The 20943-nt window shown below is 56.9% G+C and carries 20 protein-coding genes and 1 pseudogene; 16 read left to right on the top strand and 5 right to left on the bottom strand.

The features are described 5' to 3' along the window. Positions 1–8 precede the first annotated feature (8 nt). Positions 9–1031, bottom strand: coding sequence for a response regulator (locus CK911_RS08725; protein WP_098969660.1), 1023 nt, complete (start codon positions 1029–1031; stop codon positions 9–11). A gap of 54 nt (positions 1032–1085) precedes the next feature. Then, on the bottom strand, positions 1086–2024 hold the full coding sequence (locus CK911_RS08720; RefSeq protein ID WP_098969659.1) for a LysR family transcriptional regulator: 939 nt from the start codon (positions 2022–2024) through the stop codon (positions 1086–1088). An 848-nt stretch (positions 2025–2872) separates the two neighbouring features. Between CK911_RS08720 and CK911_RS08715 the strand changes: the two genes are divergently transcribed. The 5 genes from CK911_RS08715 to CK911_RS08695 all read left to right on the top strand — a co-directional run bounded on the left by CK911_RS08715 (position 2873) and on the right by CK911_RS08695 (position 8836). Further along, positions 2873–4825, top strand: coding sequence for a bifunctional diguanylate cyclase/phosphodiesterase (locus CK911_RS08715; RefSeq protein ID WP_172954095.1), 1953 nt, complete (start codon positions 2873–2875; stop codon positions 4823–4825). A 143-nt stretch (positions 4826–4968) separates the two neighbouring features. Next, entirely contained in the window at positions 4969–6534 is a 1566-nt protein-coding gene (locus CK911_RS08710; RefSeq protein ID WP_098969658.1) for an AbgT family transporter, read from the top strand. Positions 6535–6606: 72 nt separating this feature from the next. Beyond that, positions 6607–7332, top strand: a complete 726-nt coding sequence (nfsA, locus tag CK911_RS08705) for an oxygen-insensitive NADPH nitroreductase (protein WP_098969657.1) — start codon at positions 6607–6609, stop codon at positions 7330–7332. A 191-nt stretch (positions 7333–7523) separates the two neighbouring features. Further along, positions 7524–8288 (top strand): hypothetical protein, encoded by a 765-nt coding sequence (locus CK911_RS08700; RefSeq protein WP_042019119.1) that lies wholly within the window; start codon positions 7524–7526, stop codon positions 8286–8288. Further along, positions 8282–8836 (top strand): VOC family protein, encoded by a 555-nt coding sequence (locus CK911_RS08695; RefSeq protein WP_172953989.1) that lies wholly within the window; start codon positions 8282–8284, stop codon positions 8834–8836. Before CK911_RS08700 ends, CK911_RS08695 begins: the two co-directional genes overlap by 7 nt. A gap of 144 nt (positions 8837–8980) precedes the next feature. On the opposite strand, the pseudogene CK911_RS08690 reads toward CK911_RS08695, so the two are convergent. Beyond that, positions 8981–10203 (bottom strand): annotated as a pseudogene (locus CK911_RS08690) (MFS transporter). A gap of 95 nt (positions 10204–10298) precedes the next feature. Here CK911_RS08690 and CK911_RS08685 point away from each other — a divergent pair. Continuing rightward, positions 10299–11174, top strand: a complete 876-nt coding sequence (locus tag CK911_RS08685; RefSeq protein ID WP_098969655.1) for a LysR family transcriptional regulator — start codon at positions 10299–10301, stop codon at positions 11172–11174. A gap of 62 nt (positions 11175–11236) precedes the next feature. Further along, the gene (locus CK911_RS08680) at positions 11237–12193 is read left to right on the top strand and encodes a LysR substrate-binding domain-containing protein (RefSeq protein ID WP_098969654.1); all 957 of its coding nucleotides are present in this window, start codon (positions 11237–11239) and stop codon (positions 12191–12193) included. A gap of 81 nt (positions 12194–12274) precedes the next feature. Here CK911_RS08680 and ribA read toward each other — a convergent pair whose 3' ends face one another. After that, positions 12275–12868, bottom strand: a complete 594-nt coding sequence (gene ribA, locus CK911_RS08675; protein WP_042019127.1) for a GTP cyclohydrolase II — start codon at positions 12866–12868, stop codon at positions 12275–12277. A 249-nt stretch (positions 12869–13117) separates the two neighbouring features. On the opposite strand from ribA, the gene cmk reads away from it, so the two are divergent. From cmk to pyrF, 6 genes are all read left to right on the top strand, one after another. Beyond that, positions 13118–13810 carry a (d)CMP kinase gene (gene cmk / locus CK911_RS08670; protein WP_042019128.1) on the top strand — a complete coding sequence of 231 codons (693 nt, stop codon included), beginning with the start codon at positions 13118–13120 and terminating at the stop codon, positions 13808–13810. 94 nt (positions 13811–13904) lie between these two features. Beyond that, positions 13905–15575: a 30S ribosomal protein S1 gene (rpsA, locus tag CK911_RS08665; RefSeq protein ID WP_042019129.1), complete on the top strand. Its 1671-nt coding sequence runs from the start codon at positions 13905–13907 to the stop codon at positions 15573–15575. A 93-nt stretch (positions 15576–15668) separates the two neighbouring features. After that, positions 15669–15953 carry an integration host factor subunit beta gene (gene ihfB / locus CK911_RS08660; protein ID WP_033136607.1) on the top strand — a complete coding sequence of 95 codons (285 nt, stop codon included), beginning with the start codon at positions 15669–15671 and terminating at the stop codon, positions 15951–15953. 158 nt (positions 15954–16111) lie between these two features. Then, the gene (locus CK911_RS08655; protein ID WP_042019130.1) at positions 16112–16396 is read left to right on the top strand and encodes a LapA family protein; all 285 of its coding nucleotides are present in this window, start codon (positions 16112–16114) and stop codon (positions 16394–16396) included. Between the two features lie 9 nt (positions 16397–16405). Then, positions 16406–17572, top strand: coding sequence for a lipopolysaccharide assembly protein LapB (gene lapB, locus CK911_RS08650; protein WP_068977931.1), 1167 nt, complete (start codon positions 16406–16408; stop codon positions 17570–17572). Positions 17573–17590: 18 nt separating this feature from the next. Continuing rightward, positions 17591–18292 carry an orotidine-5'-phosphate decarboxylase gene (gene pyrF / locus CK911_RS08645; protein ID WP_098969653.1) on the top strand — a complete coding sequence of 234 codons (702 nt, stop codon included), beginning with the start codon at positions 17591–17593 and terminating at the stop codon, positions 18290–18292. Here pyrF and rrtA read toward each other — a convergent pair. Continuing rightward, positions 18267–18860, bottom strand: a complete 594-nt coding sequence (rrtA, locus tag CK911_RS08640) for a rhombosortase (protein ID WP_172953988.1) — start codon at positions 18858–18860, stop codon at positions 18267–18269. The two genes, pyrF and rrtA, sit on opposite strands and share 26 nt — an antisense overlap. Here rrtA and CK911_RS08635 point away from each other — a divergent pair. From CK911_RS08635 to queE, 3 genes are all read left to right on the top strand, one after another. After that, positions 18859–19482 (top strand): tRNA-uridine aminocarboxypropyltransferase, encoded by a 624-nt coding sequence (locus CK911_RS08635; RefSeq protein ID WP_098969652.1) that lies wholly within the window; start codon positions 18859–18861, stop codon positions 19480–19482. The genes rrtA and CK911_RS08635 overlap by 2 nt on opposite strands. Positions 19483–19502: 20 nt before the next feature. After that, positions 19503–20210, top strand: a complete 708-nt coding sequence (gene queC / locus CK911_RS08630; RefSeq protein ID WP_098969651.1) for a 7-cyano-7-deazaguanine synthase QueC — start codon at positions 19503–19505, stop codon at positions 20208–20210. Between the two features lie 61 nt (positions 20211–20271). Beyond that, a complete protein-coding gene (gene queE / locus CK911_RS08625) occupies positions 20272–20943 on the top strand; it encodes a 7-carboxy-7-deazaguanine synthase QueE (protein WP_172953987.1) in 672 nt (223 codons plus the stop codon).

The following is a 20943-nucleotide window of genomic DNA, read 5'->3' as shown; positions in this document are numbered from 1 at the left end:
AGTCACTCCTAGAGCATGTGCATGATTTTGTTGTTCATGGTGGCGATGGAATCTTCGGTAAACAGCAGCAGCAGATCACACTGCACCGCGTAATCCTGGATCCGGTAGTTGATCTCGATGGCGAGCGTGCGGCGCCAGCGACTCTTGTTGGTGTTGATCAGTTCGTTGATAGATCTGTGCTGGCCAAGGACCACAGGATGCCCCTGACTGAAGGGGGTATCGAGCTGGTTGGCGTAGCCGCGCAGGAAGGCGCCGATCAGCACGTTGGCGGTGTCCATCAGCAGCTCCAGTTCGGCGGTGCGATCCAGCGTCCCCTGATGGTTCATCAGCTTGGCCAAATCTTTGAAGCTGGAGTCATGGAACAGGATCAGCGCTTCGCCGGCGATCCCCGCCCCGATAAACCCCTGACAGACGGCGGAGAGGGTATCCGAATCCGCGGCCGCCGAGAGGGCCATGTGCAGCTCGGAGACCTCCAGCACGTTGACGTTGGGGATGGGCAGCACCACGAAGGCGTTGAGCAGCCGCGCCAGCAAGTCGGCCGCCTGACCCATGGAGACGTTGGCCAGCTCCTGATAGACGTCACGAATTTCCGGTGTGATGATGACGCCCGCATCTGCTATCACGCCGCCGAGCAATTGCTCGATGGCGCCCGAATGACCGCTTGGGGCTGCGCTCCAGAAACCATGTTGTTTGAGCAGGGCGAGCAGGGTGTCAGGGGCGGCAGGCTTCTTGATGAAATCGAGCGCCCCCAGCCCCATGACCCGCTGATAGGCTTCCGGCTGGATGTCGCCGGAGACCACGATCACCTTGTTGCGCAGCCCCTCCCGTTTGAGGGTCTCCAGCACGCCGTAACCGTCCATCTCAGGCATGGTGAGATCGAGGAAGATGAGATCGCCATGACCCATCAGCACCTGTTCGATCCCTTCGAGACCATTGGCCGCGTAGTGCAAATCGACTTTCCAGTCGGCGGGGAGTGCCCGCGCCAGCTGTTTGCGGGCGAACCCGGAGTCATCACATATCAATACATTCATGGCGTTAGGCAGGCTCTGTTGGCAAGGATTGCTATAAGTGTGGCCCGCTAACGGTCAGATGCAATGGGTGAGGGTATCACCTTGTGAAAATTGGTTGTCCCATTGACGATTGCGATAGCGCGCTGAGTATTTTTCAACAAATTCAACGAACATCTTAACACGCAACGGGGCGAACTGGTGCTGGCAACACAACATGTAGAAGGGGCGGTTGCCAGTTTGCCAGTCAGTCAGTACCGGCACCAGCTGCTCGTCATGGAGGAAGCTGTTCAAATAGTGCAGGGGGGCATTGACGATCCCCAGATGACGCCTTGCCGCCCGCACCGCAGCCTGAGTCTGATTGACGGTCAGTTTGGCGGCGCGTTTGACACAGACACTCTGGCCATCCTGGTCGGTCAACTGCCAGTGTTGGTGCGGCCAGCAGTAGATGAGATCGTGTTCTTCCAGCTGATTGGGGTGGGATGGAGTTCCTTTTTTGGCCAGATAGAGCGGCGAGGCAAACAGGCCGTACTCGATATGACCGAGACAGATCGCATTGGGCAGCGATTGGGGCAGCTCACCATTGAAGAACACCAGATCCCGATCATTGTCGAACAGGTGCTGGTGATCATTGGTCTGGGTGATATCGAACTGCACCTCGGGATAGTGCAGCCCGAATTCGGCCAGCATATCGATCAGGATGGTGTTGGAGAGCGCGATCGGCGCGGCTATCCGGATAAGCCCGGTGATGTCGGCTTCTTTGCCCTGGATCTCGCTGGTGGCCTGTTCGATTTGCGCGAGCGGCGTGCAGATCCGTTCGTAGTATCTGAGACCCTCATCAGTAAGCCGGATTTTGCGAGTAGAACGATGTAGCAGGGAGCAACCCAGTTGCTCTTCCAGCTGGGATATGCGTCGACTGATGGTGCCTGTTGGCATGCCCAGTGCGGCGGCAGCGTGGGAGAATCCCCCCTCTTGCACCACCTTGACGAACAGGTAGAACTCTTCGATGTGCTTCATAAACGCTGTTCTGGGTGTAACAAGGGGGCAACCATAAAAAGAGCGTCCAGGGTTGGCAAGCGTAATTCAGCGTTTAATTGATCTGGATTCGATTTCTGCTGATACCACTTTTGCCGTGGCTTGTTAACTAAATGATTACACCCAGGTGGTAATATGGCACTCGCTACGTTTGCTGAGTGCGATATGGTCAATCGCATAGTCGGTGTGCAAAGGGGATGTGACTCGGTTGTATGATGCCGTCGTTTTGGTATGGCAGTAGTGGCGCGCTGAGTGATCGTCACATCGGCCTCCGATAAAAATGAGATCACGATCACGTATTCACGTTTTTCCCCTGTTTTGCCGGAGAATGAATATGGTGTATTTCAGAATCATGAATAATGCATAAATATTGTCCGCATGGGTGTGTTTTTGTCTGTTTCTCCATCCACTTGGTTAATTAATGGATGTTTTGTGAAAGGAATGACGACTATTTTTGTCGCTGATTAAACTGTTAATAAAAAAGTCGCCGCCGCAAAACAGTAATTCGAGTTGAAAGGGCTCGACTGAGCATCTCTTAGTGCTTGTTTTTAATGGAGAAAAAAGTTAAAAATTGACAATGGAACGCACTTGAATTAGCGGTGAAAACTGGCATTTCCCTTCGCTCTATTGCTGGAAATGCCTTTTTGTTACTGATTTTTGAAGTCGTGTTGTCTGCTCTTGGCCATATTAAAAATGGTGGTCGAGCGGTGTTTGCTCCTTGCATTCGACCTCTGGCAGTTTGCTAGATTTCTCTCTTGGTTAGCCAGTGACCATCCAGCAGGAATGACCTTGATCTGATGAATACCCTTGACGAACGGTTACTGAAAACCATGGATGTGCTACATACCCCGATTTGGGTGTATGACATCGAGCATCATCATATTTTCTGGGCAAATCGTGCGGCTCTTCCCGTCTGGGAGGCCTCGTCCCTCGCGGAGCTCTGTGGCCGTGATTTTTCGGCCGATATGGCCACCGCCATCGATCTGTTGTTGCAGCGCTATCTGGGGGATTTCCAGCAGGGACGCAGTTACAACGAGTGGTGGACCCTCTCCCCAAAGGGGGTCAAGAAGCAGATCTATCTGCGCCTCTCCGGCATTCAGCTGGCTGGCCGTTTGATGATGATGACCGAGGCTGTGCTCGACTCCGATACCCTCTATCAGGAGTCCTCTCTGGCGACCGGCGATACCCTGGCCTGCCTGTTCGATAGCCACGGTGTGTTCGAGAGTGGCAACTACCACTTCGAGATGTGTTTTGGTCACCAGATCGCCAAACTCTCCCAGATCTTCTCCGGCAATGACGACAGTTTTTACCAGAAGCTTTCTCGCCTTGATGAGGTGGTGACCGAGGGGGAGTGCCGTACCCTCAAGGGGATGCGCTGGTTTCAGTATCAGTTCCGCTATATCCAGCAGGGTGCCCGCATTCTGCTCACCATGCGGGACATTACCGATCGCAAACTCGAGGAGCTGGAGCATCGCCACCTCGCCTGGCACGACTCCCTGACCGGTCTGCTCAACCGTTATGGTTTGATGAAATCCCTTGAAGCCTATTGCGGCCTGGGTGAGCGTTTCGCGCTGGTATTCATGGATTTGGACAACTTCAAGCTGGTCAACGACAACTACGGCCACAAGGCGGGAGATCGCCTGCTGGAGCGGGTCGCCGGTCGCCTCAAACAGATCTGCCCGCGGGATGTTGAGCTGGCTCGCCTCGGTGGCGATGAGTTCACCGCACTGGTGCCGCTGGGCAATCAGGGGGATCGGGCACAAGAGGTGGCCGATCAGATGCTCTCCCAGATGACCAAACCGCTGCAGCTGAGCGGGCTGCCGGAGGTGACCATCGGCGGCAGCATCGGCATCGCCATCTATCCCGACGATGCCGATGATGGGGATAACCTCATCACCCGGGCTGACATGGCGATGTATCAGGCCAAGCAGATGGGGCGGCTGCGCTGGCAGCGCTTCACCCCCAGCATGCAGCAGACCCTGCAGCGCAAGCTCAACCTCAAGCAGTTTCTGGCCAAGGCCATCGGCCGTCAGGAGTTGAGTCTCTGTTACCAGCCGCAGGTTGATGCGGCCAAGGGAAGGTTGATTGGCTATGAAGCGCTGCTGCGCTGGTACAACCCGGTACTCGGCCATGTCTCACCGGTGGAATTTATTCCGCTGGCCGAAGAGATGGGGTTGATCCGCGAAATTGGCAGTTGGGTGCTCTCCACCGCCCTGGCTCAGATGGCCAGTTGGAAAACGCGCTTTGCGCAGCGAGTGCCGGTCTCCGTCAACCTGTCCGGTTTTCAGCTTTCATCTTCTCTGCCGGGAAAAGTGCGCCAGCAGTTGGTAATGCACGGGGTCGATGCCTCGTTACTGACGCTGGAGCTGACCGAAACCGTGCTGATGCTCGATATGAAGGGGTGTCTCGGCATTCTCGATGCGTTGAGCGAGCAGGGGATCAAGATTGCCATCGACGATTTTGGCACCGGCTACTCATCCCTTGCTTACCTGAATCGCTTGCCCATCGACACCATCAAGCTGGACCGATCCTTCGTGGTTGGCCTCAACCTGCCGGTGATCCGGGCAACCGCCGCCATGGCCACCAATCTGGGGTTGGAGATCATGGCGGAAGGGGTTGAGGAGCCTCACGAACTGGCTGCCCTGCAGACCCAGGGGTGTCAGGTATTCCAGGGCTACCTGTTCAGCAAACCGCTGACAGTGGCGCAAGTTGAGGCGAGTGGTTTCGTGGTGGAGTGTCAGGTTGGGCGTTATCCACTGCTTGACGCCGTAATGGCAGAGTGAAAAGTGTGCGTTAGGCCACAATTTGGGATTTTATCCCGCCATATTTAATCAATATTAATCATGTTTTTGCGGCCCGTCATGGGACGGATTGGCAGGGATTGCTAGCATGCGACCTCGTTTCTAGGGAAAGGAGTATCGCAATAATGAGTCATGCTGCTGTCAATGACCGTCCAGCCAGCCCTCCCAACGGCTGGCTGAACCGTTTCCTCAATGGCGTCGAGAAAGCCGGGAACAAATTACCCGACCCCGCCATGCTGTTCCTCTATGCCTTGCTGATCGTCTGGGTCAGCTCCTGGGTGTTGTCACAATTCCAGTTTGATCTGGTCAATCCCCGCACCGGGGAGGCGGTGGTGGTCAACAACCTGCTGACCGGCGCCGGTCTGGCCGAGTTTCTCTCCACCATGGTGACCACCTTCACCGGCTTTGCCCCGCTGGGCATCGTGCTGGTGGCCATGCTGGGGGTCGGGGTGGCCGAGCAGTCCGGTTTTATCAACACCGGCCTGAAAAAGCTGCTGAAAGTGACGCCTGCCCGTTTCCTCACCCCCATGTTGATCCTGGTGGCGATCGTCAGCCATACCGCCGCAGATGCAGGTTATGTGCTGGTGATCCCCATCGGTGGCATCATCTTCCACGCTGCCGGGCGCCATCCATTGGCGGGGATCGCCGCCGCCTTTGCCGGCGTCTCCGGTGGTTTTGCCGCCAACTTTTTGCCCTCCGGCGGGGATGCGCTGCTGCAGGGCTTTACCCAGTCCGCCGCTCAGTTGCTCGACCCCGACTACATGGTCAATACCCTGTGCAACATCATCTTCACCGGAGCTTCTTCGCTGCTGATCATCTGCGTCGGCTGGTTTGTCACCGAAAAAGTGGTGGAGCCGCGTCTCAAGCATGTGGCACTCAACGAGGATCTGGAGAGTGCCGACGAGATGGGCCGCTACAGCGCGCAAGAGAGCCGGGCGTTCAACTGGGCCGGGTTTGCCATGCTGGCGGCCATCGTGCTGCTGGCGTTGGCCTTGTCGCCGGCTGATTCCCCGCTACGTGCCGCTGACGGCTCCCTGACTACCTTCGCCGCGCCGGTGATGAAATCCATCGTGCCGCTGATCTTCCTGCTCTTTATCCTGCCCGGGATTGTCTACGGCTTTGCCGCAGGCAGCTTCAAGAGTGGCAAGGATGTGATCGATGCCATGTCGGCCACCATGAACAAGATGGGCTCCTACATGGTGATGGCCTTCTTCTGCGCGCTCTTTATCAAGGCGTTTGGCGACTCCAACCTGGGTACTCTGCTGGCCCTCTCCGGTGCCGAAGTGCTCCATGCGCTGGCGTTGCCTGGTCAGGTCACCATCGTCGGGATGATCTTGCTTACCGCAGCCGTCAATTTGGTGGTGGGATCAGCATCGGCCAAATGGGCGCTGATCAGCCCGATCCTGGTGCCGATGCTGATGGCGGTGGGGATCTCCCCCGAGCTGACCCAGGCGGCCTATCGGGTGGGGGATTCTGCCTCCAACATCATCACCCCGCTGATGGTCTTCTTCCCGCTGGTGGTGGTCTATTGCCAGCAGTATGTGAAGAGCACCGGGATCGGTACCCTGGTCTCCATGATGTTGCCTTACTCGCTGGCCTTCCTGGTTAGCTGGACCATTTTCCTGCTGCTTTACTGGGCGCTCGGCTTCCCGCTCGGGTTGCAAGCCCCTTACATTTATCCTGCCCCTTAAACAGGGTTATGCGAGGGAGCCTTGGGCTCTCTCGTTTTTTTCGCTATGGTGTGACCTCATTTTGGAGGTGCCATGAATCAGACCATCGATCTTATCCTTTCCCATCGCTCCATCCGTCAGTTCACTGCCGAGCCGATCGCCCCGCAGCAGCTGGATGCCATTCTCGCCGCAGCCCAGTCAGCCTCGACCTCGAGCTTCATGCAGGTGACCAGCATTGTGCGGGTGACCGAACCCGAGGTGCGTCAGCAGCTGGCCATGTTGGCTGGCAATCAACCCTATGTGGTGCAGGCGGCCGAGTTTCTGGTGTTCTGCGCCGATTACCATCGTCACAGCCAGATTGTGCCCGAGGCCCAGACCGGTTATGCGGAGCAACTGCTGATCGGTGCCATCGACGGGGCCCTGATGGCACAAAATGCCCTGCTGGCGGCCCAGTCGCTAGGGCTGGGCGGTGTCTATATCGGCGGCATTCGCAACCATCCGGCCGAGGTGAGCGAGTCGTTAGGCTTGCCCCATCAGGTGATCCCGCTGTTTGGCCTCTGTCTCGGTCATCCGGATCAACAACCAGAGCAGAAACCCCGTTTGCCCCAGGCGCTGGTGGTGCATCAGGATCGCTATCAACAGCAGCTGGATCGCGATCTGCTGGCCCGGTACGATCAGCAGATCGCGGACTACTATCAGGCGCGCAGCAACAACAATAAGCAGCAGACCTGGAGTGGCCAGATCCGCACAATTTTCAGTAAAGAGTCCCGCCCTTTCATGATGGGCTTCTTGCAATCGCGGGGCTATAACCTCAAGTAATGGCGCTGATGGGCGATACTATGGGGAAGTGGCCACCATGGTCATCATCCCCTGATCATGCAATCTCTCCCTGAGACCGGGGGTACAGCTTGGCGACAAATCGTGGGTAAGGGGGGATCTGCAGGCTACCTTAAGTGGGTAAGCTGTTGTAGGATCACGCAATTGGATTGGGACAGGGGTTTGGACATCCTATGATTTTAACTTTGGTATTGCTGTCTATCGGCGCACTCCTGTTTTTGGTTATCGCCTATAACGTGGTGCAGCAATATAAGCAGAAGGCTGAGGCGGACAAGCGTCACGCCGTTGCCAGACACAAGACGGTGGCCGACGAGACCGAAGAGGTGCTGCTGAACGTCAATCTGGTGCCTTTTTCCAAGAACATGGTGTTGCTGTTGCAGCACCGGATCCTCGATGCCTATCGTGCCATCGCCCAGGTGATGCCCAACAACCAGATCAAGCAGCGCATCGCCGATGTGCAGACCCAGATCAAGAACGTGCAGGAAAACTACAGTCCTCATGATGAAGGGCATTTCAAAACCCCTGAGTCTGATCGCCAGGCGATCCAGATGCTGCAACTGGTCAAAAAGATGCGGGCCGTGCTGCGAGTCGAGCACAACAAGGGCAAGATTGACCCGCAGGGGTTTGCTCAGGAAGAGCGCCGGCTCGAGCTGATGCAGCTCAAAATCAATATCTCCAATTTGATCAAGCGGGCGATGGATGCGCAGATCCAGGGCCAATTTGGTACCTGTCGCCAACTCTATACCAAGGGACTCGCTGCCATCAGCAATGTCGGCGACAAAGATCCGTATCTGGTCGCCCGAGAAGAGGATATGCGGCAGGGTCTCAAGGCGCTTGATGAGCAACAGCAACAGAACAGCGCGCAGGATCTGCAGAATATCAAGGACAAGGAAACCGACGAGCTCGATGTCCTGTTTCAACCCAAGAAGAAATGGTAAGTATGTCTCATTCACTCGATTCCACACTGGGGCCAATGGCCCCATTTGTTTCTCAGCTGTTGGCCGAACTGGCCGCCAGTGGCGTCACTATTCCCCAGCCAACGGTCGATCACCTCTGTTATCGGGCTGCTACGTTGCAGGAGTACCGCGCGCTATGCGCTGTGCTGGCCGAGGCGGGCACCTTGCTGGTGGAGGGGATGATCGGCGGTCGTCCCATCGTCACCTATCAGCTGCATCAGTCGGTGCAGGTTGGCGAGGTGCAGGTGCCCTGTATCGAACTGGCTGCGCCGAAACCGGGTCGCGTCCATCAGGCCGGGCTTGAGCATATCGAGCTGGTGGTTGCCTCGCTCCCTGCACTTGTGGCGCGCTATCCCGAGCTGCCGTTCAAAACCGGCAATATGCAAGATACCCGCAATCCTGATATCGGCCTGATGTTGCCCTCCGGCCAGATCAAGTTTCACCTGCGCCCGCTGGCTGAGGTGATCGCCGAAGAGGTGGCGACCGGCGCTGTGGTGGCGGTGCCTGCGGATTATTTCGAGCAGGATTGATTGTGCGCACAATGCCGTGCGAGCCTGACAGGCTCTTGAGTAACGCAGCAAAAGGGGTCACCAGTGTGACCCCTTTTGCTATCTGGCTGTCTTGATCGCGAGATGGCTATCGGGTTGTGAGTGACCCTGTTTGCGCTGATCCCGTTACCCGTGCCGGTGGGGTTGCTGGGCGGGCAGTGGGGATTCGGTTCGTTGCTTGAGGCGGCCGAGCCAGAGGCTCAAGCCCGCCGTCAGGATGAGGACCAGCTCAATCCCCATGACCAGCCCGCCAAGCTGGCCCTGCTCCCAAAATGGGTGTAAGTAAAGCCCCCCAGACTCGCCCCCAGATAGTAGGCCACCAGATAGAGGGAGGAGGCGAGGGCCCGGTGGTGTTCAACATGATGACCAACCCAGGCACTGGCGCAGGCGTGTGCCAGGAAAAAGCCGAAGCTGGAGACCAGCAAGCCACTCAGGATCCCGGGTAGACTACCCAGCAGCAGCCACAGAGTGCCGAGGGCCATCAGGGCGATCCCGACCAGCAGCATACGTTGTGCCCCCCAGCGGTTGGCAAAGCGGCCGCTCAGGGAGGAGGCAACCGTCCCCGAGAGATAGGTAAGAAACAACATGCCGAGCCACTGGGTAGGCAGGGAGAAGGGAGGCTTGGCCAGCAGGAAGGTGAGATAGCTGAACTGGTTCAGAAACACCATAAAGTTGAGCCCGCCGATAAGGTAAGCCCCTACCAGCAAGGGGTTGGTCAGGTGTTGCTGCAAGGCGCGGGCAAATTGGCCGCGAACGGGGGCGCTTGCCACAAAGCGGGTCTGATGGGGCAGCAGCCAGAAGACCAACGGCAGCAGCGACAGGCTGATAACACCAATCCCCAGAAAGGTGTGCTGCCAGTCGCCAAACCAGCCTGCCAGCAGGCCGCCCACCACCCGACCGGCAATACCACCGAGGGAGTTGGCGGCAATATAGACCCCCACCGCCGAGAGCAGCGCCCGTTTGCTGAACTCTTCCCCCATGTAGGCGATGGCGGTGGCGGGCAGCCCCGCCAGCAGCGCCCCCTGTACAATGCGCAGCAGCAGCAGGGAGCCAAACTGTTCAACCAGCGGGATCAGCAATGAGAGCAGGATCGCCAGGGTCAGCGTGCCCAGCATGACCTGTCGACGGCCATGGCGATCCGCCAGTCTGGCGCAGATCAGCAGGGAGGCGGCGAGGCCAGCAGTGCATCCGGCTAGCGTCCAGCTGGCCGACAGGGAGTTGACCGAGAAGACCTCGGCAATCAGGGGTAACAGGGGGTGGGTCTGGTAGAGGTTCAGAAACACCAGAAAAGATCCCAGGCTGAGGGCCAGGGTTGCGCGTATCCACTCGCGACTTCCGACTTCAATCATTGCGTATTGTCCTGACTGCTTTTGGTCAGGGTAGAGCCCTTGGCGTTATAAATATAATATATTTAAATTATCCATCTCATAAGATGAATTGATACATGGATCTGAAACAGCTCACCTATCTGCTGGCGGTCAGGGATGCCGGCTCGTTTACCAAGGCAGCCAACAGTCTGCACGTGGCACAACCGGCCATCAGCATGGCTATCGCTAAACTGGAGCAGCAGCTCGAGTTGCGGCTGTTTGATCGGCAGGACCGGGCGGTACGGCTGACCCCGGAGGGGGAGGTACTCTGCCGCCATGCCGAGCGCCTGTTGCTGCAAATGCATCAGGCCGAGGCCGAGATGGCCGAACTCAAGGGGTTGGAGCGGGGGGAGGTGCGGATCGGGATCCCCTACATGATGGGCTCCTACTATTTTCCCCCTCGCCTGATGGCCTTCAAGCATCGCTACCCCGGCCTCAAGATCCGGGTCGAAGAGGCCGGCACCCGCGAGTTGCTCAGCCGGATGGTGGATGGCTCCCTCGATCTGGCCATTCTCATCACCAGTGATCTGCCGCCCGCCATCGAGGGGGCACATCTGCTGAGTGAAGAGATGTTGATGGTTGTAGGGGACGATCACCCCCTGCGCGGCGAACCGGCCGTGACCCTCTCGCAGTTTTTTGCTCAGGAGCTGGCGCTGTTTCGCCGTGGTTTCTATCACCGGGAGCATATGGAGGTGCTGGCACAGAGCCTGGGTGTTGAACCCGACATCGCTTTTGAGAGCAATCTGATCCCTCTGCTCAAGGCGGTGGTGCGGCAAGGTTTTGCGGTGACCACCTTCTTGCGGATGGTGCTGGAAGAGGAGCCTGATCTGAGCGGTGTGCCCTTCGACCCGCCTATCTACCTCGATCTTTGCGTGGCATGGCGGCGTGGCGATCCGCTCTCCATGGCCAACCGTGCCTTGCGCGATTTCCTACTCAAGGATCGCCCAGCCTGATGGCTGCGGGCCATTGCTGAAAGTTTGTTACTATTAACGTGGGTTCGCTTGAGGGCTACACCATGAAACTGCAGCAATTGCGCTATATCGTCGAGGTAGCCAACCACAGGCTGAATCTGTCGGCCACCGCCGAGAGCCTCTTCACCTCCCAGCCCGGGATCAGCAAACAGGTGAGAATGCTGGAGGATGAGCTGGGGATCCAGATCTTCGAGCGCAGCGGCAAACACCTGACCCAGATCACCCCCATCGGTCGGGATGTGATCAAAGTGGCTGCCGAGGTGCTGGACAAGGTCGCCACCATCAAGGTGATGGCCAAGCAGCATGTGCATCCGGAGCAGGGAACCCTCACCATAGCAGCCACTCATCTGCAGGCTCGTTATATTCTGCCTGCCATTCTCAAGGGCTTCATGACCCGCTTTCCCAAAGTTGCCGTAATGGTGATGCAGGGGAGTGCGGCGCAGTGCCGTGCAGCCGTGTTTGATGGCGTTGCCAATCTGTTACTTGTCGATGATCTGCAAGAGGGGAGCGATCTGCTGATGCTTCCCTGTTTTCAGTGGCAACGGGGCTTGGTGCTGCCAAAGGATCATCCGTTGGCCAAAGCGACATCGCTGACCCCGGCCGAGCTGGTTGAGTTTGCGCTGGTGACCGACGGAAGGGCGCTCTCTGCCACTCATGGCACCGATTGTGCCCATGCCGAGAGCCGGATCGCCTGCAGTGCGAGCGACAGCGATGTGCTCAAGACCTATGTCAGACAAGGGATGGGCATTGGTGTCATGACAACCTTTGCCTGGGAGCCCCAGCGAGATGGCGATCTGGTGCTCAAAGCTGTGCCCTGGCTACCTGGTGGCGTGGCTGCTATCGGTCTGCGCAGAGGGGCCTTTTTGTGCGGCTATCTGTACGAACTGATTGAACGTCTCGCGCCGCAATTGGCCCGAGCGCAGGTCGATCAATGCTGCTCAGCCCGCATTGGCGAAGAGTTTGATGCACTGCTGGCCAATCTGACTGTGCCACTGCGATAGCCTTGGTCGCTGTGCGGTCGTCATAAGAAAAACGCCTCCCAACGGGAGGCGTTTGACCATCTCGCATTCGTCAATGCAGTCTCACTTCTTCAGCATGTGATCCAGCTTGTTGGCCTTGGTCGACAAATAGAACTCGTTGTGGGGATTACGCCCTTCCTGCAAGGGCACCCGTTCGGCGACCGGAATGCCGAAGGATTCCATCGCCTTCATCTTGCGCGGGTTGTTGGTCATCAAGCGTAGGGATTTCACCTCGAGCTGCTTGAGCATATCGGCGCAGATGGTGTAATCGCGCATATCGGCGGCAAAGCCGAGGGCCACGTTGGCCTCGACAGTGTCGGCCCCCTGATCCTGCAGGTGATAAGCGCGGATCTTGTTGAGCAAGCCGATACCACGGCCCTCTTGACGCACATATAACAAGACACCACGGCCTGCCTTGGCAATATTTTCCATGGCGGCTTGCAACTGGAATCCGCAGTCGCAACGCAGACTGAACAGGGCGTCACCGGTCAGACATTCAGAGTGGATACGACCCAACACGGGGTCATCGCCGGTAACGTCGCCCATCACCAGTGCGGCGTGATCCTTGCCTGTGCCGGTTTCCTGAAAACCTACCAGCGTGAAGGTGCCCCAGGGGGTTGGCAATTTGGATTTGGCCACGAGGGTAACGCTGCTCATAGGTTGCTCCTTACTACTCACTGCTCAAAAAAGGGGGGCCAGTTTAACGTGCCTTGTCGGGAACAACCATAAGAACAAGTCCCTGCATTGCTTACTGAAATTTCCAAACGTGATACTGGACTGCCACGAAGTGGCGCTTTTCAGTCTTTGTGCCGATTGATGACTGCCAGGCACATCACATTCGGGTATAATCGGCGCCCATTAACCCACCCCTTCGGGATGGGAGCAACACAGTGCAGGAGAGAAGTTATGCCTCAGATGGCCCCCGTAATGACAATTGATGGCCCCAGTGGTGCAGGTAAAGGCACCTTGTGTCAGCTGCTTGCTGAAAAGCTGGGTTGGCACTTGCTGGATTCCGGCGCCATCTATCGGGTGTTATCCCTGGCCGCTCTGCATCACGACGTGGCGTTGGATAGTGAAGCCTCACTGGTGCCGCTGGCCGCCAATCTGGATGTCCAATTTCAGGTGGAAGGCGATGCCGTGAAGGTGATCCTGGAAGGGGAGGATGTGTCACGCACCATTCGTACCGAAGAGGTGGGTAATGCCGCCAGTAAAATCGCTGCTTTCCCCCGGGTGCGTGAAGCGTTACTACGTCGTCAACGGGCATTTCGTCAAGCTCCGGGTCTGATTGCCGACGGTCGAGATATGGGCACCGTGGTTTTCCCAGAAGCTGAAGTGAAGATTTTCCTCGATGCCAGCGCTGAAGAACGGGCCCAGCGCCGCTATAAGCAGTTGCAAGATAAGGGCTTTGATGTTAACTTTGAGCGTCTTTTAACCGAGATTCGGGAACGTGACGACCGCGATAGAAATCGCGCCGTAGCGCCCCTTAAAGCGGCAGAAGATGCTCTGGTGGTGGATTCTACCGCCATGAGCATAGAGGAAGTGCTGGCAACAGTACTTGCCTATGCAGAGCAACAACTTGGTGATGCCAGCGCAAGCTGACATCCGGTCGTCTGCACCATGGATGGCGCAGATTATTTAAAACAGCCCCGCTTGTGCCGGATTGCAAGTGGATGTTTCATTTGTGACATAAACAATGATCGAATCTTTTGCTCAACTCTTTGAAGAGTCCCTGAACTCCGTTGAAACCCGTCAAGGTTCCATCGTCAAGGGTACTGTCGTTGCTATCGAAAATGGTTTTGTACTGGTTGACGCCGGTCTGAAATCCGAGTCTGCCATCCCGGCTGAAGAATTCAAGAACGCCCTGGGCGAGCTGGAAATCAGCGTGGGTGACACTGTTGACGTAGCTCTGGACTCTATCGAAGATGGTTTCGGCGAAACCAAGCTGTCCCGTGAAAAAGCCAAGCGCCACGAAGCCTGGCTGCAGCTTGAGAAGGCTTACGAAGAGCAAGCTACCGTTATCGGTATCATCAACGGCAAGGTCAAGGGTGGTTTCACCGTTGAACTGAATGGCATCCGTGCCTTCCTGCCGGGTTCTCTGGTTGACGTGCGTCCGATCCGTGACACCGCTCACCTGGAAAACAAAGAACTCGAGTTCAAAGTCATCAAGCTGGACCAGAAGCGCAACAACGTTGTTGTTTCCCGTCGTGCTGTGATCGAGACCGAGAACACCTCCGAGCGCGAAAGCCTGCTGGCTAACCTGCAAGAAGGTCAAGAAGTTAAGGGTATCGTTAAGAACCTGACCGACTACGGTGCATTCGTAGATCTGGGCGGTGTTGACGGCCTGCTGCACATCACTGACATGGCGTGGAAGCGCGTTAAGCATCCTTCCGAAATCGTCAACGTTGGCGACGAGATTGCTGTCAAGGTTCTGAAGTTTGACCGCGAGCGTACCCGTGTATCTCTGGGTCTGAAGCAGCTGGGCGAAGATCCTTGGGTTGCTATCGCCAAGCGTTACCCGGAGACCACCCGTCTGTCTGGCCGCGTGACCAACCTGACCGACTACGGCTGCTTCGTTGAAATCGAAGAAGGCGTTGAAGGCCTGGTACACGTATCCGAGATGGATTGGACCAACAAGAACATCCACCCGTCCAAAGTTGTTAACGTTGGCGACGTGGTTGACGTGATGGTTCTGGACATCGACGAAGAGCGTCGTCGTATCTCCCTGGGTCTGAAGCAGTGCAAATCTAACCCATGGCAGCTGTTTGCCGAAACTCACGCTAAAGGCGACCGTGTTTCTGGCAAGATCAAGTCCATCACTGACTTCGGTATCTTCATCGGTCTGGATGGCGGCATCGACGGCCTGGTTCACCTGTCTGACATCTCCTGGAACAACCAGGGCGAAGAAGCCGTGCGTGAATTCAAGAAAGGCGACGAGATCGAAGCCGTTGTTCTGCAAGTGGATCCGGAGCGTGAGCGCATCTCCCTGGGTGTCAAGCAGATCGAAGAAGACCCATTCAACAAGTACCTGGCTGATAACAAGAAAGGTGCTATCGTGAAGGGTAAGGTTACCGAGGTTGATGCCAAAGGTGCCGTTATCGAACTGGCTGACGGCGTAGAAGGCTACCTGCGTGCCTCCGACGCTGCTCGTGACCGTGTAGAAGACGCCACTCTGGTGTTGTCTGTTGGTGACGAAGTTGAAGCTCGTTTCATGGGTGTTGATCGTAAGAACCGCACTGTAAGCCTGTCTGTCCGTGCTAAGGACGAGGCTGATGAGCGTGTTGCTATCGATAGCCTGAACCAACAAGAAGAAGTTGTGTTCAGCAATGCTATGATGGAAGCATTCAAAGCCGCCAAGGGTGAGTAATCCTTGATGCATAAAAAGGGCGGCATTGCGCCGCCCTTTTTTATCTTGGCATAAATGAATATTGCATGTGATCGGGGAAGGAGATTTAACGTTATGACCAAATCAGATCTCATCGAACAACTGGCATCCAGCCGCATGCATATGCCGGCCAAGGATGTCGAAGCCGCCATCAAGGAAATCCTTGAACAAATGGCGTCGACCTTGCAAAACGGCGACCGGATTGAAATCCGCGGATTTGGCAGTTTTTCACTGCATTATCGTGCGCCCCGAGTGGGACGTAACCCCAAGACTGGGGACAAGGTTGAACTGACCGGGAAATATGTTCCGCACTTCAAGCCTGGTAAAGAGTTGCGCGAGCGCGTCAACATCATCGAATAATGTAGAAATGGGCATACCTGAGGTATGCCTTTTTTGTTTTTGGCATGGATTCCTGTGCCAATCGTCTTGTTTCTGAAACTCTTTTCCCATTCACGCTAGAGTCTGCCTGCGATTTTAAGGATAATCAGCCTCTCATTAGATACTGACAGGGAGCTCTTATGAAGCGTATCTTGGCACTCATTCCGTTGGTGCTGGCATTCATTCTGACGCTGGCGCTGGGTTCACAAAATGGCCAGCTGGTTCAGTTCAATTACCTGATCGCTCAGGGTGAGTTCTCACTTGCCATGTTGTTGGGCTTCTTTTTCGCTGGCGGTTTTTTGCTGGGCTGGCTGGTATTTGGTCTGCTGTTCCTGCGCCTGAAGATGCAAAACCGCACCCTCAACCGCACCATGCGTCGTCAATCCCGCGAGTTGGAGCTGGCCCGTTCACCGGGTAAGGAATAATGTTCCTCCATGCTTGAACTGCTTTTCCTGCTATTACCCATTGCCGCCGGCTATGGCTGGTACATGGGCCGCAGGAGTGTTCGCCAGGACACCCAGAAACAGAGTAACGAGTTTTCCCGTCAGTATGTGGCGGGCCTCAACTATTTGCTGTCCGATGAATCCGACAAGGCGGTGGATCTCTTTATCCAGTTGCTTGAGGTGGACAGTGAAACCATCGAAACCCACCTCTCTCTTGGCAATCTGTTTCGCCAGCGGGGGGAGGTCGATCGCGCCATCAAGATCCACCAGAACCTGGTGACCCGCCAACTGACCCGTGAACAGCGTCAGCTTGCCCTGCAGGAGCTGGCCCGCGATTTTCTGGCAGCAGGTTTGCTGGACAGGGCAGAAGCGCTCTGGAACGAACTGTGTGATGACAGCGATTTCGAAGAGACGGCGCTGGCGCAGCTACTGATCATCCATCAGCAGTTGCGGGATTGGGACAAGGCTATTGATACTGCAGTCCGGCTGCAAAAATTCCAGGGCAAGAAACTCGCAGCCCCCATCTCCCACTTCTATTGCGAACAGGCCGAGATTGCCTTGCGTGAGGGCAATACTGGCGAGGGGCTGGCCAGGTTGAATCGAGCGCTCAGCATCAACCCCGCCTGTGCCCGCGCCAGTTTGCGCTTGGCTGACCACGCCATGGCCCAGGGGGAGTATGAGCAGGCAGGTAAACAATTACTGCGGGTGTTTGAGCAGGATATCGATTTTGCATCCGAGGCGATGCCCAAGCTACTGGAATGCTATCAGCAACTGGGCCGCACGCCAGCCTTGATCCCGCTGCTTGAAAAGGCGGTGGAAGATCACGCCGGTGTCAGCGTGACCCTCGCCCTTGCCAAGCTGGTTGAAGAGCGTGATGGCCTGAGCCAGGCCCGTTCACTGGTGCTGCGTCAACTGCGTCGTCATCCCTCGATGAAAGGTTTTTACCAGTTGGTGGGTTTTCAGCTGGCCAGTGCGGAGGAGGGGCCTGCCAAGGAGAGTCTCGAACTGCTGCAACAGCTGGTTGGCGCGCAGATCAAAATCAAGTCAACCCACAAGTGTCGGCAGTGCGGCTTTGCCACTCACTCGCTGTTCTGGCAGTGCCCGTCTTGTCGTCAGTGGGGTTCCATCAAGCCGATCCGTGGTCTGGACGGTGAATAACAAGCAATAGGATGTGAGATGCAAGATCCCAAAGTACTGGTAGCGCTGGATTATCAGCACGAGGCAGATGCCTTAGCGTTCGTTGAACGTATCTCTCCGGCCCAGTGCCGTCTCAAGGTAGGCAAGGAGATGTTTACCCTGTTTGGCCCACATTTTGTACGTCAGCTGGTGGCCAAGGGATTCGATGTCTTTCTGGATCTGAAGTTTCACGATATTCCCAATACCGTTGCCAAAGCCGTGGCAGCCAGTGCCGAGCTTGGTGTCTGGATGGTCAACGTGCATGCCAGTGGTGGCGAGCGGATGATGCGTGCCGCCAAAGAGGCGCTGCTGCCTTATGGCGACAAGGCGCCGCTGCTGATCGGAGTGACCGTGCTCACCAGCATGGAGCAGTCCGACATGATCCCCCTTGGTCTGGATGTGAGCCCGGCCGAGCAGGTGATCCGGCTGGCTACCTTGACCAAGGCAGCAGGTCTGGATGGGGTGGTCTGCTCTGCCAACGAGGCCCATGAGCTGAAAGCCTTGCTGGGCGCAGATTTCAAGCTGGTAACCCCGGGCATTCGCCCGACCGGTTCGGCTGCGGGCGATCAGCGCCGGGTGATGACACCCAAAGCGGCGGTCGAAGCGGGTGCCGATTATCTGGTTATCGGTCGCCCCATTACGCAGGCTGCCGATCCGGCCGCCATGCTGGCCAGCATCAATGCCGAGCTGGCTGGTGCGTAACAGGCTCACTCAGTGATACACGGTGCAGGCCAAGCAGCAGGCCTGCACCTGCCCCGATAAGATGAGATCCGATGTGTACCCTGGCATTGATCAGAGTCGAGATCGGGCTATCTCCTGCGTTGTAGAAGTCCATCACAAGCTTGAGCCCCATCCCCGCTAGCAGCAGCCAGCCCGACGTGCGGCGTCCGTGGCGGATATCCTGCATCGCCCCCCAGACAAACAAGCCATGCAGCGAGCCGGATAGCCCCATGTACCACTGGGTCTGCGGGCACCACCACCAGATCCCCAAGCCCACTGCCAGCCAGAGCAGCAACATCAGCAGCGGCAGGCGAGCCTGACCCAGGTAGTCGCGAAACAGGCTATAGAGGATGGCTAGGCCGCCCAGATTGAGCAGCAGGTGCCACAGATTGGTATGGGCCAGATTGCCTGTTATGATCCGCCACCCTTCGCCTTCGGCGATCAAGGGCCGATCGAAGGAGAGCTGAAGATTGGGAACGGTAAAGAAGAGTAGCAAGCTGGTGAGAGAGAGCGTGATAACCCAGAGCAATCCAGATTTGTCTGACAACATGAAACAGCCCAACGACAAGAACAGTCGATACTGTACACGTTGCACCCGAGCCCTCAAAGCCTGCCTGTGCGATTATATTGTGGCGGTTGATAACCCAACGCCTCTCTACATCTTGCAGCACCCCAACGAGGTGGCACATCCCAAGGGCACGGCGGCGCTGCTGGCGGCCTCTTTGCTGCAGTGCGAGATCCATGTGGGGGAGGACTTTTCCGGCGATGAGTGGCTCAACGCACTGCTCGCAGATCCTTCCCGTCGCTGCTATCTACTCTGGCCGGATGAGGATGCCATTTCGCTGACCGATCTTCGCCAACAGCGGGAGAGTGAACCCTCTGATACGGCATCCGTCGCCTTTATTTTGCTCGACGGCACCTGGCGCAAAGCCTACCGCATGTTGCAGAGCAACCCGGCACTGGCCCGCTTGCCCCGCATCGGCATTGGCGCCATTGCCGGTCAATATGCCATTCGCAAGAAACCCTTTCCCGATGCCCTCTCTACCATAGAGGCGGGCTATCACCTCTTGTCCCGGTGGGAGGGGAGGCCGGAGCGCTATGCGCCCTTGCTGACCCTGTTCAACCGGTTGAATACCCAGTGGCAGGACTTTGCCGAAGGCCGCCGCTCGTGACATTTCAAGGAGTTATCAAGATGAAAAAAGCAGTCGTGGTTTTCAGTGGCGGTCAGGACAGCACCACCTGTCTGGTGCAGGCATTGGCGCAGTATGACGAAGTGCACGCCATCACCTTTGACTATGGCCAGCGTCATAGGGAAGAGATCGACACCGCGCGCCGTCTGGGCAGTGCGCTGGGGATCGCCGCCCACAAGGTGATGGATGTGACGCTGCTCAATGAGCTGGCGGTCTCTGCCCTGACCCGTGACGACATTCCGGTCAGCTGCGAGCTGCAGGATAATGGCCTGCCCAATACCTTCGTGCCGGGTCGCAATATTCTGTTCCTGACCCTGGCCTCCATCTATGCCTATCAGGTCGGCGCCGAAGCGGTGATCACCGGGGTGTGCGAGACCGATTTCTCCGGCTATCCCGATTGCCGTGACGAGTTCGTCAAGGCCCTTAACCAAGCGGTCTCGCTGGGGCTGGGTCGCGGCATCCGTTTTGAAACCCCCTTGATGTGGCTCGACAAGGCCGAGACCTGGGCGCTGGCGGATCACTATGGTCACCTCGACACGGTGCGCCAACAGACCCTGACCTGCTACAACGGCATTGCCGGTGACGGTTGCGGTACTTGTCCGGCTTGCGAGCTGCGCAGTCGCGGTCTGAACAACTATCTGGCCGACAAGGCGGGCATCATGACCAGGCTGTTTGAAAAAACCGGGCTGGATGAGAAAAGCGCAGAGTGAGCCTGCGTCTTGCCGTGGCTTGGGGTATAATCCGCGACTTTTGCAACAAGCCGTGATCGAGATGCACTACCCAATCAACGAGATTTTCCAGACCATCCAGGGGGAGGGCATCTTTACCGGCCTGCCCGCCATCTTTGTTCGCCTGCAGGGTTGCCCGGTGGGCTGCCCCTGGTGCGATACCCGCCATACCTGGGTTGTTGATCCGGCTCGTGAAGTGGGTAAAGAGGCGGTGCTGGATCGCTCCAACGAATCCGATTGCTGGAGCAAACTCAGCACCGCGCAGATCATAGCCAGCTTTAGCGATCTGGGTTATCAGGCGCGCCATGTGGTGATCACCGGTGGCGAGCCCTGCCTCTACGATCTGCACGACCTATCGTCAGCGCTGCTGGCGGCGGGTTATCAGGTGCAGATAGAAACCAGTGGTACCAGCGAGATCAAGACCCATGAGCAGACCTGGGTCACTGTTTCGCCCAAGATTGGCATGAAAGGGGGACTGCCTGTACTGGTCTCGGCGCTGGAGCGCGCCAACGAGATCAAGCATCCGGTGGCAACCGAGCACCATATTGAAGAGCTGGATGCGCTGCTGGCGACCGCGACCCTGCGTCCGGATGTGGTCATTGCCTTGCAGCCGATTAGCCAGAAACCACGGGCCACCCAATTGGCGATGGAAACCTGTATCGCCCGTAATTGGCGACTTTCAATCCAGACTCATAAATATCTGGATATCGATTAA

The sequence above is a fragment of the Aeromonas sp. CU5 genome (assembly GCF_002586745.1).
GTDB classification, from domain to species: Bacteria; Pseudomonadota; Gammaproteobacteria; order Enterobacterales; family Aeromonadaceae; genus Aeromonas; species Aeromonas sobria.
This window is presented reverse-complemented; position numbering and strand designations above follow the sequence as displayed.